Origin of the sequence: Pseudomonas sp. TAA207 (assembly GCF_001529285.1) — a bacterium.
Lineage (GTDB): Bacteria > Pseudomonadota > Gammaproteobacteria > Pseudomonadales > Pseudomonadaceae > Aquipseudomonas > Aquipseudomonas weihenstephanensis.
Genome location: NZ_LLWJ01000061.1, coordinates 136,415 through 152,175 on the forward strand (window position 1 = coordinate 136,415; position 15,761 = coordinate 152,175).

8 protein-coding genes and 4 tRNA genes are annotated in these 15,761 nt (G+C 56.4%); all 12 read right to left on the minus strand.

Annotation, left to right across the window (positions count from 1 at the left end; all coding sequences use genetic code 11):
* Positions 1-13: 13 nt before the first annotated feature.
* Complete coding sequence (locus tag AP059_RS08275; RefSeq protein ID WP_059762792.1) at positions 14-4,789, minus strand: dermonecrotic toxin domain-containing protein; 4,776 nt, start codon at positions 4,787-4,789, stop codon at positions 14-16.
* Between the two features lie 123 nt (positions 4,790-4,912).
* Entirely contained in the window at positions 4,913-9,631 is a 4,719-nt protein-coding gene (locus tag AP059_RS08280) for a dermonecrotic toxin domain-containing protein (RefSeq protein WP_059762793.1), read from the minus strand.
* Positions 9,632-9,765: 134 nt separating this feature from the next.
* The gene (locus tag AP059_RS08285; RefSeq protein WP_082706776.1) at positions 9,766-10,596 is read right to left on the minus strand and encodes a quaternary amine ABC transporter ATP-binding protein; all 831 of its coding nucleotides are present in this window, start codon (positions 10,594-10,596) and stop codon (positions 9,766-9,768) included.
* Positions 10,593-11,444, minus strand: coding sequence for an ABC transporter permease (locus AP059_RS08290; protein WP_059762795.1), 852 nt, complete (start codon positions 11,442-11,444; stop codon positions 10,593-10,595). The genes AP059_RS08285 and AP059_RS08290 overlap by 4 nt, the downstream gene beginning before the upstream one ends.
* Before the next feature lie 20 nt (positions 11,445-11,464).
* Positions 11,465-12,487, minus strand: coding sequence for an ABC transporter substrate-binding protein (locus AP059_RS08295; RefSeq protein WP_059762796.1), 1,023 nt, complete (start codon positions 12,485-12,487; stop codon positions 11,465-11,467).
* Positions 12,484-13,032, minus strand: coding sequence for a sigma-70 family RNA polymerase sigma factor (locus AP059_RS08300; protein WP_059762797.1), 549 nt, complete (start codon positions 13,030-13,032; stop codon positions 12,484-12,486). The genes AP059_RS08295 and AP059_RS08300 overlap by 4 nt, the downstream gene beginning before the upstream one ends.
* Before the next feature lie 139 nt (positions 13,033-13,171).
* Positions 13,172-13,963 (minus strand): phosphate/phosphite/phosphonate ABC transporter substrate-binding protein, encoded by a 792-nt coding sequence (locus AP059_RS08305; RefSeq protein WP_059762798.1) that lies wholly within the window; start codon positions 13,961-13,963, stop codon positions 13,172-13,174.
* A gap of 18 nt (positions 13,964-13,981) precedes the next feature.
* Complete coding sequence (locus tag AP059_RS08310) at positions 13,982-14,923, minus strand: fatty acid desaturase (protein ID WP_059762799.1); 942 nt, start codon at positions 14,921-14,923, stop codon at positions 13,982-13,984.
* A gap of 190 nt (positions 14,924-15,113) precedes the next feature.
* A tRNA-Gly gene (locus AP059_RS08315) sits at positions 15,114-15,189 on the minus strand.
* A gap of 5 nt (positions 15,190-15,194) precedes the next feature.
* Positions 15,195-15,270, minus strand: a tRNA-Glu gene (locus AP059_RS08320).
* 178 nt (positions 15,271-15,448) lie between these two features.
* Positions 15,449-15,524: transfer RNA gene (locus AP059_RS08325), tRNA-Gly, on the minus strand.
* A 5-nt stretch (positions 15,525-15,529) separates the two neighbouring features.
* Positions 15,530-15,605, minus strand: a tRNA-Glu gene (locus tag AP059_RS08330).
* Positions 15,606-15,761: the final 156 nt, after the last annotated feature.

The window sequence follows — 15,761 nt, forward strand, 5'->3', positions numbered from 1 at the left end:
GTGCCCGCTTCGATCAGCCACCGGAGGCATCCTTGCGCGGCGCCAAAAAGACTCTGATCACCTGTTCGCGGTCCATTTTTGCGCGGTATACGGCGATGTAATCGTGCGGGTCCCGGGCTTTGGCATAGAGCGCTTTTTCACTCAAAAAACGCTGATCCGCGAGCTTGAGATGGGCGACGTCAAAGTCGTTCACCGCCGCTCCCAGCGTTGGGTAATGGACATGCGCGAACCATAACTCGTGGCCTTGCCGGTCCTTGATGCTGAACTCTTGCAGGTAGTCTTTGCGCTGTCCCTTGGAGAGGTATCGGCGCCCCCCAACAGCAGCAATGACCACTTCTCCCTGCATTTTCAGGTATTCAACCCCGGCACCCGTCGGCGGCAGTTGCTTGAGCCGGCTAATCCTCAACGCCCGGCCCTCGGCACGCAGCTTGAGAGCACCCGCTTTAAGCTCACGGCTCAAGGTCGGGGTGAGGGCTTTATCTTCCTGCCCCAACGCTGTGTATTCGGCACTTTGTTCGGCCACCACCTCATCTATTTTTTGAGCAATGGCCTCAAGCGAACGCGCCTTGAACTCCATGATTTCCTCAAGTTCAAGCGGGATATTGGACGTCACCGCCCGCGCTCTGTTTTCAAGAATGGCGCTGTCAACGCGCGCCAGGAGCGAGCGCCCATCGCCCATCAGCCGCGCCAGGTTTTTGCGCATCGAGTTCAATTCGGGGATCGGTGACGGTGGCCCACTGGAGCTGATCGACTCCCATTTATCGCCCTCAAGGCGACGATAGGCCGCCAACGATCGTGGCAGGCCATCGCCTGACTGCGCTCCAACGTCCACGATGTCGGCAGAGGTGCCCGCAACGGGTTCGCGCAACGTGCCGGAAAAGGTCTGTTCAGTCATCGTTTTGAAGGTGCGCTGGCGCAACATTTCAGTTTTCGATTTGGTCCTCACCGGCCTCATCAGTCGGCTTGGCCCGGGCCTTGGCTCATCCAGCTCGGAAGAAGAGCTTTCCGAATCGCGAATCACCATGGCCAACTGCGTTTCTGCAAATGTACGCAAATGAATAACCACTTCTTCCAATGAGGCGAGGTACTCGTTTCTAAAGAAGTCCGAATGCAGCGTTTGCAAATTCAGGCAAATACTTTCGACTTCCTGGTAAGCCTTGATCGAGCCTTCGAGCAACGCAAAATGCTCAGCAGCGTAACCCTCCTTTTCACGCGCCAAACCAATGTGCGACCAGGCAAAGTTAATCAGCGAACTCTGGCTGATCACGCTGAATGCTCGCTGCTCTTCAACCGTCACACCAGAGGCGTCCTTTTTGAGCACCAGCTCGCAGAGCGTCTCCAAATAACGAACCACCCAATTGCGCGTAAACAGATCACGTAACGGGTACGCCAGCAACGTCAATAAGTCACTGCCTTTAGGCAACGACTCCTTGCGAATTTTGCCCAGCACTTCCAGTTGATTGTCCACTTGATTGAATAACCGGCTTTCCAGTATTTCAATCTGTTTGACCTCTTCAATCCAGCGTTCGTAAAGCGCGGGGTTTCCCGCCTTGATGCCTTGCAGCGCCAACTCGCGGGCATCGAAGTACGCGGCACTGGAAGCGCCCATGGGCAAGGCTTTATGTTGTTTTTCAAGGTAACCATGGAGTTTGAAATAACGCAGCGCCAGGGTTGCCCAGCCCTCTTGTATCGCCTTATTGACCCCCGGCACCGAGATGATTGTCTCTGCGCGGGCCATTAAACCCAGCTTTTTCTTGTGGCCCTCTGCCCACGGCTTAAGGTCCGCTTCATAGCGCGTGACAAAGTCCGCCCGCAACGCCCCACTCAGCTCCAGCAAGCCCTCCGTTACCTTTAATGGACGCTCTTGCTGAGTACCTTGAAGCTGTAACTGTGCAATTTCGGTGACGATTTCATCGCACAATTTGATTTTTTCATCGCGGGCCTGTTCCAACCGCTTTTTCGGGCTTCCGCCGCGCAAGCCCAAGCGCATGTCCAACCCCCACTGGCCAGCCTGAATCCGCCTGAGCCGCGGCCCCAGACGCTCAGGCTGCTTGCTGTCCTGTATCACCAGACCGTCCACTTGAGAGGTCACGCGGTAGGCTTGGCCATCCAGTTGCACATACGATTTACCCTGATAACTGATGATGCCTTGCAGCGGCCCTGCCTCATTTTTTAGTCCCTGGTTGAGGTCGATACTCACCGCAAACGTCGCAAGATCCTGACGCTGACGCGGGGTCAGTTGCAGGTTAGGGCTGAACCATGAGAAATCCAGCGCTGAAGACTGCACAGCGGTGGCCGGGTGACTGTCTGGCAGTTTTTTGGGCGTTAGCGCAATCGGCGCGGGTTTCTCAACCGGCGCCCCGGCCTCATCGTCAAACAGCGTAAAGACCGGTTCATCGACCGGCGTTTTTATGCGCAGCCGATCATTGAGCTGGCCGTTGAAATTCAGGCTTTCATGCAGCAGTGCCAAGCTGATGTTAAACAACGCATCGATGACCGCTTGTGTGAATGCTTGTTTGTCCCCGGCCTGAAGGCTTTGCAAACCGCCTCTCAGGCTGATGAGTGTCTGAAACAGCCAGGCTGCCTGTTGCCATGGCCCCCAGGCAAAAAACGTCAAGCCATTGAACAAGGTCCACGCACAGAGCTTGAATAAATTCCAGCGCCGCTGGGACGTCGACACGATCGTGTGATCGGCCAGTGTGATGAGCGTGTCCACATGCGCCTGAAACATCGCTTCAACATAATCCCCCCTCAAATACTGTGTGCTGAGGGTTGCAGGGCTACGCGGCAACAGGCTCAACACGCCCTCAAGCAAAACGCTTTCCAGATGCGGGCGTTCAAATCCACCGTCGCTGTAGAGCCCACGCGCCTGGTCGTCGAGCCACGCCAGCACCACGTTCTGGAGTTCGCCAGGCTGTTTGATGGCATCTAACAAAGCTGCCCACGTCGCAAACTCACGCAATGATTCACGCGCATAAGGTGCGTACAGAATGAAAGGCCCTGACTCGATTGCTTGCGGGCCGAATACAAACATGTTGGCGACTGGATTCATTGGCGCATCGGCATAGGCATGAAAGCCCAGCGGGCGTACGCACAAGCGGCCATTTTGCGCCGACAACAGCGCATCAGGGCGCATCAAGCGATGTAACAGGCGCCAGCCACTGCTCGTAAACCCGGACTCGCCCTTGATTTTCTTTTCCAGTGCCAGCAATGACAACTGAAGGCTCAGTTGGCTTTTGTACAACGCCAGTCGGCGGTCGGTTTGAGCCTCATCGTCTACCAGTGTCTGCTTGAGCAGCGCGATGTAGCGCGGACCAATGTCCAGCTCGTCCACCAGGTTTTTCACGTAATCCACGGTGAGCCAGTCAGGCAACGCTTCCCCCTCACGGCCCACAACCGCCATCAGCGTCGACGGCTTGGCGCCTGTGTAACTGAGCGCAAATTCGGTCAACGGCGTGATTTCCTCGCGCGTTGATCCCAGCGTGAGGTTTTCGATCACCACTTGATGAATATCAATGCGCGTCACCTCTACCGCGCTGTGGGGGTGTTGCAACTTGATACTGGACGTCAACATCTGGCCAGCGAATGCAGGCAGCGAGTCAATACCGTCTAAAAACGTTTGCCCCTTACTCTGCGACTGCCACATGACCTGCGCAATCATCAGCTTGCTGTACGCCAGTTGGTCCAGTGCACTGGCCTGAGCCAGCCATGACGGCAGTTTAGACAACACATGCTCGAAGTAAGGCCGCTCCTGGTGGCTGAAGAAGGGGAACATTGCCCCGGCATCATCGAACGACAGCTCCAATTGCTCAACGCTCCAGCGCTCTTGCTGTGCCTTGATGCCGATGCCGCCGGTTTCTTCGATTTTTTGGTCCAGCAATGTCAGCGCCAGGGCCGTAAAAAAGTGGCCATCGGGTTCATGCAGGCCCCAGTTGAAGGAATCACCCGCCGCCCTGCTTTGAGGGTAACGACTCAACGACAAACCAAACGCTTCAATCGAGTCAAATCGTTCAATCCCTTGTTCCGGGGAGTAACTGAGCACCAGCAGGCGGCCTGGCATTTGACGCGTCACCAGCATCAGGCCCGGCAGGTGTACAGCGTCAGACAGGTCGGCGGGGTTACGCGCAACGGTGACCAAATACGCATGCAAGGGCGTTTCTTCACTGCCGAGCAAGCGTTCAGCCTTATCAGGAAAGCTCGCCACGACCGTCAGTGCCACAGCCTGCTCCGGGCTCAGCCCCCGGCGCGGATTTGAATGTTGCACGGCCGAGGTCAACCCCCCTTGCAATACCTGGCTCAACCATCGAACAGGGCTGGGCGAGCGCTCCCCCGGTTCACTCCAGTAGCGCGTCAACGCGTACTGGTAGGCTTGTACCAACAACGGGGCGCAGTCATTGATCAGGCTCTGCACTTGCTCGATGCCAACGCTCAACAGGTGCAGATCGTCCACAAGCGCGTCAGAACTCAGACGATGCACGCCGGGCAATAGCCGCACAGGCGTACCGTCGATATAACTCTGGATCATCACATCGATAAGGGGCATGTCGCGGTAACGCAGCGGCGCGGTGTCGGCCTGTGAGGAAAAAGGGTCCGGGAATGGCACCTGTTCGGCCAATGTGACCCGGTTTATATCGACGCGCCTGGTGGGGAATTTTGCCAACCATTGCTCGTTTAAAAACTGGGCGATCACACCTTGAAACGTTGGGTGTGGGGCAAAGGTCTGGGCAGCGAAACTGCCCATCACGTAATAACGCGAGATCAAGTCGGTGGTCGATGAGAGTGTTTTCATGGGCTGTCCATTGCGTTAGTCATCACAGAGCGGTTTAGCCTGCGCGCCAGGGCGCTGGCCAAACCGGATGCGCTGATTAAAACCAATGCACATGCATGAGAGGCGGTAGCCGGTTATCCGGCCCTATGGCGTTGACAGAAAAAGGCGCTGTGCCAACGCCTTATCGACTTTGGCGCGGTATACCTCGATATAGGCGTGGGCCGTCTTGGCACGGGCGTAAAGCGCCTGTTCACTCAACGTTCGCTGCTCTGCGGTTTTCAAGTGGGCCACATCAAAAGCCGCCGCCGGGGTGTCAAGCGCGGGGTAGTGAAAATGCGCAAACCACAGCGCCTTGCCGTCCTTGTCTCTGATCGCATACTCCTGAAGGTAATCTTTGCGCTGCCCTCTGGACAAATGCCGCCGCGCCCCCTCCGGCGCGATAGTGATCTCACCTTGAGTCTTTAAATAGTCGACATTGGGGCCGGTGGGGGGCAGTCGCTTGATGATCTGAATGCGCAAGCTTTTGCCTTCTACACGCAAGTCTCTTGCCCCCATCGCAAGGTCTTGGCTCAATGCCAGCACCACGGTTCTACGCGCCTCCGTCAAGGTCGGGCTATCCGCAGGCGTGGCCATGACCACCTGCTCGATCTGCTTGCCCACCTCCTCCATCGACCGGGCTTTGAACGCCAGTATTTCCTCAATTTCGATCGGGATTTTTGACGTCGCAGCACTTGCCCGATTGTCTTGAATCACCTTGGCCAAACGCCCCAGCAAGGTGCGAGCGTCAGCTTCCAGCCTCACCAGACTCTTGCCATGCGAAACCTGAACAGTTGAAGGACGGGTACTGCCGATCTCTTCCCACTGCCCGTTTTCGAGCTGGCGAAAGGAGCGCACCTGCATGCGGTCGATGCCCTCGGTTACATCCACGATTTCATCGCCAGGCTCGGTGGGGGACTCACGCTTGATGCCGAGCAAGGTCTGTCTTTTGGTGGTTTTAATGATCTTTTGTGCCGGATTCAAGGGCGTGGCTTTCGCACCCGTCACCCGCATCTGGCTGCTGGGCCCCGGCCTTGGTTCATCCATTTCAGATGAGGAACTTTCTGACTCGCGAATGACCATTTCCAGCTGTGTCTCGGCAAACCCGCTCAGATGCTCCAGCACACGGCGAATGGAAGGCAGGTACTCATTGCGAAAATGCTCGGAGCCTAGTTGCTCAAGGCTCACGCATAGGGCGTCGGCGGACGCGTATTGCTCGATTGCACTGTCGAACAATTCGATGTGTTGAGGATCAAATAATGCACCTTCGCGTGGCATGTACAGTTGTGACCAGGCCGTATCAATCAAGGTGCCTTGCCCAAACAGATCGAACGCATATTGTTCTTCAGGCAGAAGGTCCGTTGCATCACGCCGAATCAGAAGCTCACTCAGGGTTTCCAGATAACTCACTGCCCAATGGCGATCAAAATATTGTCGATCAGGCCGCTGCATGAGTTCTACCAATGCACTTTCTTTGGTCACAGGTCTTAACGTGGCTTGTGTAATGGCTTCTGACTCAAGCACCGAATTATCAAATAGCCGCTCCTCCAACTTTTCTGCCTGCTTTAAATGCGCAACCCATTGCTCGTACGGCGCGCTGGTACCTTCTTGGATACCGTTCAGTGCCGCCTTTAGCCCATCCAGATAATCCGCATGCAACCGGGTAACCGGTAACACGCGAAGTGCCTCTTCCAGGTAGTTCTGTAATCTGAACAGCTTCAATACGACACGCGGCCACACCTCTTGCATCTTTTGCTCAAAGCGCTCGGTCGGCATCAACTTATTGGCCTTGCCCATGACTTTGACCAACTCAAGTGTCGTCGCTCGCCAAAGACCGACATCGCGCTCATAACGGTCAACAAATTGTGCTACCCGTTCAGGATTGGCTGTCAGCAATTGCTCGCTGATTTTCAGCACCGCATCACGCCGTTTAAGCTCGCCCAAGAGGCGTTCTTCTTCCAGGGCGAGTTCGCCCAGTTTTGCGTTCTTTTGCGCACGTAACGCCTGAATACGCTTCTTCGGCCCGCCCCCGCGCAACCCCAGGCGCAAATCGAGATCCCATTGGCCCAAGCCATCTGTTTTAAGCCTTGGCCCCAGCCGCTCAGGCTGCTTGTCATCCTGCACGGCCAGACCATCGGCCTGACGGGTGATGCGGTAAACCTTGCCGTCGAGTCGCACGAATGACTTGCCTTGATAATTGATAACGCCTTTTAACGGGCCCACCTCGATCACGGTACTCAGGGAGAGGTCAACGTCTACCGCGAACGCTTCAAGACTCACGCGCTGGCTTGCCGTGAGCTGGCGCGAAGCACTGAACCAGCCATCCAGGGTCGAGAAGCGGCTCGCAGAATCCCCATTGATACTCGACACCATTTTTTGGCTCAGGGGTGAAATTGCAGGCGCGTCAACAGGCACCGGTTTTTCAACCTCGGGCAAGTTCATCATCGGTTCGTCAATGGGCGGCTTAAAGCGCAGCGGCTCGCTGGCACCGGTTTTAAACCGCATGCCTTGGTGCAAGAGCGCCAGGCTGATTGTGAACAGCAGATCAATCACGCTCTGCGCAGCGCCCTGTTTGTCACCGTCGATCCGGGCTTGTAAGCCATTCTCAAGACTGATCAGAATTTGAAACAGCCAAGCGGCTTTTTGCAGCGGGCCGCTCACAAAAAACGTCAAACCGTTAAAGACCGTCCATGCATAGCGCTTGAACAGTATCCAGCGGCGCTCCGAACGCGATACGGTTTGCCGGTCTGACAGAGTGATCAATGCCTGGGCATTGGCATAAAACATCGCCGTATACATTCCCCCAATAATACGGTCCGTGCTGAGGGTGGCCGGCGTGCGCGGCAAGAGCGCCAAAAAACCCTCCAGAAGCACACCTTCAAGGTGCGGTCGTTCAAAACCGCCGTCTGCGTATAAACCGCGCGCATCGTCATCGAGCCAAGCCAGCACAGTCTCTTGCAGTTCACCCGCCTGATTGATCGCCGCCAGTAAGGCTTGCCACGTTGCAAACTCCAGCAGCGCGTCACCGGCAAAGGGACGGTAAAGCACAAACGGGCCCGTACGAATATCTCTGGGACCCAGCACAAACATGTTGGCCACATAATTGGGCACAGCCCCTTCATAGGCGTAAAAACCCAGCGGCCTGACACACAAGCGATCATGCACTGGATCATGCGCCGAGTCAGCGTTCAGCAGGTGATTGAGCATTTGCCAACCGGCCTCTGTAAAACCCGCGTGAGACCTGATTTTGTTTTCCAGCGCGCGCAGGGGTAACTGCACACTCAATTGCTGCGTGTAGAGCGCCAGGCGACGCGCCGATTCAACCCGATCATCCACCATTAAGCGCTTGATCAAAGCGATGTATTGACTGCCAATATCGAGTTCATTCAACACATTTTTCAGGTAGGCCGAGGTCAACCAAACCGGCAGCGGTTGCTGATCGTGAGCGCTCAGGCTCATCAGGCCCGACGGTTTGCCACCGACGTACATCAACGCGAACTCGGGCAGTGGAATGACCTCTTCGGTCAGCAACCCCAGCTCAAGGCTTTCAATCGACACATCGTGAATGTCGATCCTGGACGCCTCGACCGCAGCGCGCGGGTAGTCCAGCCGGATGCGCGCATTGAGTACTTGGGCAGCGAATGCCGGTAGCGACACGATGCCGTCCATGAAGGTCTCGCCATGCGGCTGCTGCCCGGTCGCCTGAGCGGCCATCAGCGTGCTGTACGCCATAAGATCCTGTGCACTGGCGTGTTTGAGCCATGCAGGAAGTGTTGCTACCACCCGATCAAGCTCGGCGCGCTCAGGCGGGGTGAAAAAAGTGAACATTGCGCTCTGAGTCTCAAGCGTTTGTGCCAACAGCCCCATACTCCAATGCTCTGTTTGAGCGCGTTGCCCCGTAAGGGTCAATTGACGCAACTGTTGATCCAGCAACGTCAGCGCCAATCCGGTAAAGAAATTGCCTTCTGGCTCCTCTAACGACCAGGTAAACGATGGCCCCGCCAATGTGCCTTGCACCCGCTCAATCAAAGCGACACCAAACTGTTGCAGAGAATCGAACACCTCGACTCCCTGCGCCAGCGAGTAGCTGAGCACCAACAGGCGGTCAGGCATTTGACGTGTGATCAGCGCTACCCCCGGCAATTTAAAGCGCTGAGTTTGCGTAGCTTCAATGCATTGAATATTGATCAGATACGCGTGCAGGGGAGTTTCTTCAGCCATTTTCGAGCGGGCCGCCGCGCTCGGGAAGTTCGCCACCACCGCCAAGGCGGCGGCCTGATCATCAGGCAGAGCCAGCAATGAGTCAGGTTGCGCAATGACCGCGCTCAGGCTGCCTTGCAGCACCTGCTGTAACCATTGAACCGGACTGAGACCGCGCTCAGTGGCTTCGCTCCAGAACTGCGCCAACGCCTGCTGATAGGCTTGCATTAATACCTCGGCGCAGTCATTGAGCCGCTGTTGGACCTCGCCCATATCCACCGGCAATGCAGTGCGCAGCGATGTATCTGAGTCGGTGGTCAGGCAATGAAAGCCTTGTATCAAGTGCACCGGCTCAGCATTGATGTAACCCTGGATCAGTACCTCAACCAGCGCCATGAACCGATAACGTGGGGGCTGCCCCTGCCGGGTGACGGTGAACGGCTCAGCGATCCACAACGGCGTATCGTCACCCACATTCAGGTTCGGGTACTTGTCGCGCAACAGGCTGTTGAAGCACTGCATGGCGACACCGCGAAAGGTAGGACGAGGTGCAAAGTCCAGATGGACAAAGCTGCCCAACGGACTGTATCGGGCAATCAAATCGGGGCTGGAAGAGAGTTTATTCATGGCCAATCCATCGCATTGAATCACTAAAGAACGGTTTGGCTGACGGGGTAATCGTCAGCCAAACCCGAGTGCGTGATTCAACGTGATGAGACGTGACGGGAGGTGGTAAGCGGGTATTGCTAAATGCCCGGCGACTAAACGCTGGACCGGTGGCGTTGCACAAAACGGTCCACATAGTCATCGGCCGGGGCCTGCAAAATATCGTGCGGGGTGCCCACCTGAACCAGTTGCCCATCTTTGAGAATGGCGATGCGATTGCCAATGCGCAGCGCCTCATCCAGATCATGGGTGATAAACACGATGGTCTTTTGCAGTGTGCGTTGCAGCTCAAGCAGTTGATCTTGCATCTCGGCGCGAATCAACGGATCGAGGGCGCTGAAGGCTTCGTCCATCAGGATGATGTCGGTGTCGGTGGCCAACGCCCGAGCCAGACCGACTCGCTGCCGCATCCCCCCCGACAGCTGATGCACAAAGGCGTGCTCATAACCTTGCAGCCCCACCACTGAGATCCAGTGCCGTGCACGCTCATCGCATTGCGGCTGACTCTCGCCTCTGACCTTCAATCCATACGCGACGTTTTCGACCACGTTGCGATGCGGCAACAGGCCGAAATTCTGGAACACCATACTGATTTTGTGCCGCCTAAATTGGCGTAATGCGGGCATGTCGTAATCAAGGATGTTCTGGCCGTCGACCAGGATCTGGCCACTGGTGGGGTCGATTAAACGGTTGAGGTGACGCACCAGCGTCGACTTGCCGGAACCGGACAAGCCCATGATGACGAACACTTCACCGGCACGGATCGACAGCGACAAATCGTTGATCCCGATCACGCAACCCGTTTTGGCCAACACTTCTTCCTTACTCTTGCCTTCGCGGATCAGCGCCAGGACGTCTTTTTCGCGATTGCCGAACACCTTGAACACGTTGCGCACTTCGATTTTATTGATCGTCACGTCTGTCATTCCTGAGGCCCATGCCGAGGTCGGCCATAAGCCTGAGTGATACGGTCAATGACCACTGCCAAAATCACAATCGCCAGCCCGGCCTCCAGGCCCTTGCCCACGTTGAGCGTTTGTATGCCGACCAGCACGTCCTCGCCCAAGCCCCGCGCACCAATCATCGACGCAATGACCACCATCGACAGCGCCATCATCGTCGTCTGGTTGATGCCCGCCATGATGCTCGGCATCGCCAACGGCAGTTGCACGCCGAACAATTGCTGCCAAGGAGTGGCGCCAAACGCATTGATCGCCTCCATCACTTCCCGGTCGACCTGACGCAACCCCAGGTCGGTGAGGCGAATCAAGGGCGGTACGGCATAGATCACCGTGGCAAAAATGGCCGGGACCTTGCCCAGGCCGAACAGCATCAACACCGGGATCAAATACACAAAGCTGGGCATGGTTTGCATGATATCCAACAAGGGCATCATCACCGCCCGCAAACGATTGTTGCGCGCCGCAAGAATACCCAGCGGAACCCCCAACACCACCGAAATGACCGTGGCCACCATCATCAGCGCCAGGGTTTGCATCAGCTTGTCCCACAGCCCGACGGCACCGACCAGAAACAGCAGGCCAACAATCACCAATGTGCTGAGGACTTTACGGGTGGCGTGCCAGGCAATCGCCCCCACGATGGCCAGCATCAGCCACCAGGGGGTGATGCGCAGCAGGTTTTCAAGGTTGATGATGGCCCACAGCAGCGTGTCGGAGATGTGCCTGAACACATCGCCGTAATGGCTGACCAGCGCGTCCACGCCGTCGTTGACCCAGCCTGCGATGGAAAACGTCATGTTGTCTGGAAACATGCAGTGCTCGTGTCAGTGAGTTATTTGGAGTTCAGCGCTGCATCGACTTTTTGTGCCGCGTCAGGGGTTACCCAGGCATGCCAAATCTGCGGTTGCTCGCGCAAAAAAGTTTCAGCGGCCTTGCGTGGCTCCGTGCGTTTTTCGCTCATGTGGGCCAACGTTGTGTTGAGCAAATCAAGGGGCAAGTCGACCTTTTCATAGAACGCGACCAACTGCGGGTACTCGGCTTTGAAAGGTGCTGAAACGCCAATCGCCAGTTTCGCCGGTAACGAGCGCGTGCCTTTGGGGTTGGGGTTGTTGACGTCAGCCAGGGTCTTCCAGGCCTCGGCATCAAAGGCCGGCTCTTCGAGCTTGATCAGTTTGTAGCGGCCAATCAGCGGGGTCGGTGACCAGTAGTAGAACAACACCGGTTTGCCACGACGAATCGAGGAACTGACTTCGGCATCCAGCGCCGCGCCCGAGCCGGTGCGGAAATTCACGAAATCCTTGTCCAGGCCATACGCCTTGAGCTTTTGGCTGTTCACAATCTCAGACGTCCAGCCGGTGGGGCTGTTAAGGAAACGGCCACGGGTCGGGTCTTCCTGATCACGGAACACCTCTTTGTAGCGCGCCAGGTCGTTGACCGACTTCAAGTCCGGCGCCAGCGCCTTGATGCCTTTTTCGGCATCGCCCTTGATCACATACTCCGGCACCCACCAGCCTTCACTGGCGTTTTTGACAATATCGCCCAAGCCAAACACTTTGCCCTCAGCTTGCGCCTTGAGCCACACCGGGCTGCGGCCAGCCCACTCTTCGCCAATCACCTGAATGTCGTTTTTAGCCAGGGCGGCCTCAAGACTGACCGTGCTGCCGGGCAAGGTGTCTGTGGCGACGCCGTAGCCTTTCTCGGTGATAAAGCGCAGCATTTCGGTAATCAAACTGCCGCTTTCCCAAGTGATATCACCGAAATAAACAGGGGGCTTCTGGCTTTGCGCCAAGACCGGTTGCGTGATGAGTCCTAACGCCAGAAGCGAGCCACCGAGCCACTTTTTCAGATTGTTCATACAGATTCTCTTGTTTTGGAGGAGCGGTCTTGAAACGGTGCAATGCCTGTTTTGGAGCACCGGCGCAGCGCAAGGTTCATGTAATCGCTGACCGAGCGCTGGGAAATCCCCAACTGCGCGGCTATTTCGGGGTAGGTCATGCCGTTCACCCGCGAGAGCACAAAGGTTGATTTGACCTTGTCGGGCAACCCTTCGAGCTGACGCTGCACCGTGCGCAAGGTTTGATGTAACTGCGCCATAGACTCGGGGCAAGGCACGTCCTGCGTATCGTGCAGGGGTAAAGTCATTAAATAGGCCCGCTCTACCGAACGACGGCGCCATAGTTGATACACCAGCCGCTGTGCGATGGTCGTCAATAATGCCCGCGGCTCACGAATACCCCCTGGGGTTGGCACGTTGAGCAACTGGACAAAGGTGTCGGCTGCAATGTCTTCAGCGTAGCTGTCTGAATGCAGATTGCGCCGCAAACGAGTGTGCAGCCAAACATAGTGAGCGCTGAAAAGCTGACTCACGTAATCACGATGAGAAAGGTCGGCCCCGGACATACAGGCTCCAAAAAAAAAGATGAAAGCAAGGTGTCCGGTGATCCGGTGCGGCGATCCTAGCAAAATCCTTTATTTCTTTTAAATATTAAAAAATGATTTAAACATTCATTTTCGATATATAAACGCGCACAGTGGCGTGCTATTGCAGCACCTCAAAGCCTTGAAGCGTCGCCTCGCGTTGGTAATCGAGCAGGCATTCATAGTCTGCCAGGCTGGCGGGTAGCACCTCACGCAGCCCCAGGCACTCGCCCACCTGCGGTAACTGTTCAAGTGCCGTGTTCATGGCCGTGCGAATGCGCTGTACCTCCTGCGCGCTCGTGCCGATAGACGTGATAAACGGCAAGGTTGGGCTGGGGGCCGTGCGGGCAACGATTCGAATGCCCGCCACTTCTTGAGGCGCGTAGTGCGCAAGGTAGGCAAAGGTCACGCTGTCGATAGCGGCCAGATCTGCGCGCTGAGCCTGGACCCAACGCAGGCTGTGTTGATGCGCCCCGCTGATTGTCACCGACGAAAAAAAGCGCCCACCCTGCTGTAAGGGCGCCAGTTGATGACGAAACAGGTTCATGCCGCTATTGGAATGCTCGTCATTGATCACCGCGCGGCAGCCGCGAAATTGAGCCAATGTGCGACGCGGATCCTGTTCGCGGCAGACAATCACACTGCAATGGCTGCCGCCCGTGCTGTGCGGCCATTCGTAGTGCGGACGACCGATCAATTGCACCTGATCGCGCAGTTGCGTCATCAACGGGTAGCCGCAGGTTTGTGTCAGCAGCAGCTCAGGCGCACGAAACAACGCGCTCAGCTCAAGCCCCTGCGCATCAGCGCGTGTGTCTCCCAGCAATTGCATGATGCGTGTCAGCCATTGCTCATTGGCGGCCTGCACCGGCTGCGGCGCTACATACATCGCGAGGGCTGCGTAACGACCCGACATAGAACACTCCTGGTGCAATTAATGAAAGGGATGCTGAGGGCTGTCGATGGCGCGCACGCTATTGTTGCGCAGGAACGTGCCATAGCCTTCAACCAAAAAGCCACCACTGCGCTCAATCCATTGCGCGCGCCGAGCCCGGTACACCGTCGGCAAGTAAAACCACGGTAAGCCCGGCAGGTCGTGATGCACCAAATGCAAATTCAAGTGCAAAAAAAGCCACGCCCAGGGCCAACCGGCCTCATTGAGCACCGTTCGCTGTTCGGGCCGTTCGGCAGGCCGATGCTCATAGTAAGAACGCAACGCGCCCACGGACAGCGCAGGCACCGATACCAGGAACACGTACTGCCAGATCGACAGCACGCTGGAGTGAGCAATAAAGGCAAACATCAACCCGGTGCAAAAACCGTGCGTCAGCCACATGCACCACGCCTGTCGCTGACCTTGGCGCAAGCGTGCAAACTCTTGCGTGGCCAGCCCGCATAAGGCCAGTGGCGGCCCGATCAATACCCGCCCCGTCACAGTCTTGTTCAGCCAGAGCAACCCACGCAGCAGTTTGGGCGACTCAGGCCATTGGCGGTTGAGCAGATAACGGCTTTCCGGGTCGATACCGGGCAGGGTCAGGTCATGGTCTCGGTGGTGCAGCAAGTGGCTGTCCCGGTACAAGGTGTACGGGTACCACACGGCAAAAGGCGCATACCCCAGCAGTTTGTTGAACCACAGCGCCCGCGTGGGATGGCCGTGCAACAGCTCGTGCTGCACCGACATCCACAACACGACCACCGGTATCAACAAAAGGATTGTCCAAAAAGCCCCTATCAACGGGCTGATGAACAGCAGGCCAAACCACGCACCGGGAACAGCGATCAGCAATAGCCAGGTGGGCCATTGAGTACGACCGGTAAAGCTGCGGGCCAAGGTGCGAATGTGTTGTTGCTGGGCAAGATCAAAGTAGTGCGCCATCCTGAAGCTCAATAAAGAAGTAGAAGAACCTTCTGTGGCGCGAGCGGTGAGTTTCTTGCAGATCGATTGGTTATTTGCTTAGAGCGGATTGAACAGGGCTGGGCTTGCAAAATCGCAGACACAAAAAAAGCAGCCCCAAGGCTGCTTTTCTGGTGTTTTTTGAAACTGCGTAGCCCCAAAAAACAAAATTTGGAGCGGGAAACGAGACTCGAACTCGCGACCCCGACCTTGGCAAGGTCGTGCTCTACCAACTGAGCTATTCCCGCAATAATGGCGTCCCCTAGGGGACTCGAACCCCTGTTACCGCCGTGAAAGGGCGGTGTCCTAGGCCACTAGACGAAGGGGACGTTGCCCGAAATGTACATGTACATGTACATTTCAGTGCCAGGCACAGTAACCGAAGTTATCGCTCTGGCTTTTCACCAACTTCGCTCGAAAGCAAAGCTGCTTGTGACACAAAAAAAATCAGCCTTGGCTGATCTTTTTATGCTTCCTGAACACTGTTAAGCGTCAGAAAACAAAATTTGGAGCGGGAAACGAGACTCGAACTCGCGACCCCGACCTTGGCAAGGTCGTGCTCTACCAACTGAGCTATTCCCGCAATAATGGCGTCCCCTAGGGGACTCGAACCCCTGTTACCGCCGTGAAAGGGCGGTGTCCTAGGCCACTAGACGAAGGGGACGTTGCCCGAAATGTACACGTACATTTCAGTGCCAATCACATAACCGGAGTTAATGATCTGGCTTTCACTCAACCCCGCCCGAAAGCGAAGCTGCTTAAAAATGGAGCGGGAAACGAGACTCGAACTCGCGACCCCGACCTTGGCAAGGTCGTGCAG

Bases quoted from the DNA above. Each gene is read 5' to 3' on its own strand.
- AP059_RS08275 (WP_059762792.1), bottom strand. From the start codon at position 4,789: ATGAAAACACTCTCATCGACCACCGACTTGATCTCGCGTTATTACGTG.
- AP059_RS08280 (WP_059762793.1), bottom strand. From the start codon at position 9,631: ATGAATAAACTCTCTTCCAGCCCCGATTTGATTGCCCGATACAGTCCG.
- AP059_RS08285 (WP_082706776.1), bottom strand. From the start codon at position 10,596: ATGACAGACGTGACGATCAATAAAATCGAAGTGCGCAACGTGTTCAAG.
- AP059_RS08290 (WP_059762795.1), bottom strand. From the start codon at position 11,444: ATGTTTCCAGACAACATGACGTTTTCCATCGCAGGCTGGGTCAACGAC.
- AP059_RS08295 (WP_059762796.1), bottom strand. From the start codon at position 12,487: ATGAACAATCTGAAAAAGTGGCTCGGTGGCTCGCTTCTGGCGTTAGGA.
- AP059_RS08300 (WP_059762797.1), bottom strand. From the start codon at position 13,032: ATGTCCGGGGCCGACCTTTCTCATCGTGATTACGTGAGTCAGCTTTTC.
- AP059_RS08305 (WP_059762798.1), bottom strand. From the start codon at position 13,963: ATGTCGGGTCGTTACGCAGCCCTCGCGATGTATGTAGCGCCGCAGCCG.
- AP059_RS08310 (WP_059762799.1), bottom strand. From the start codon at position 14,923: ATGGCGCACTACTTTGATCTTGCCCAGCAACAACACATTCGCACCTTG.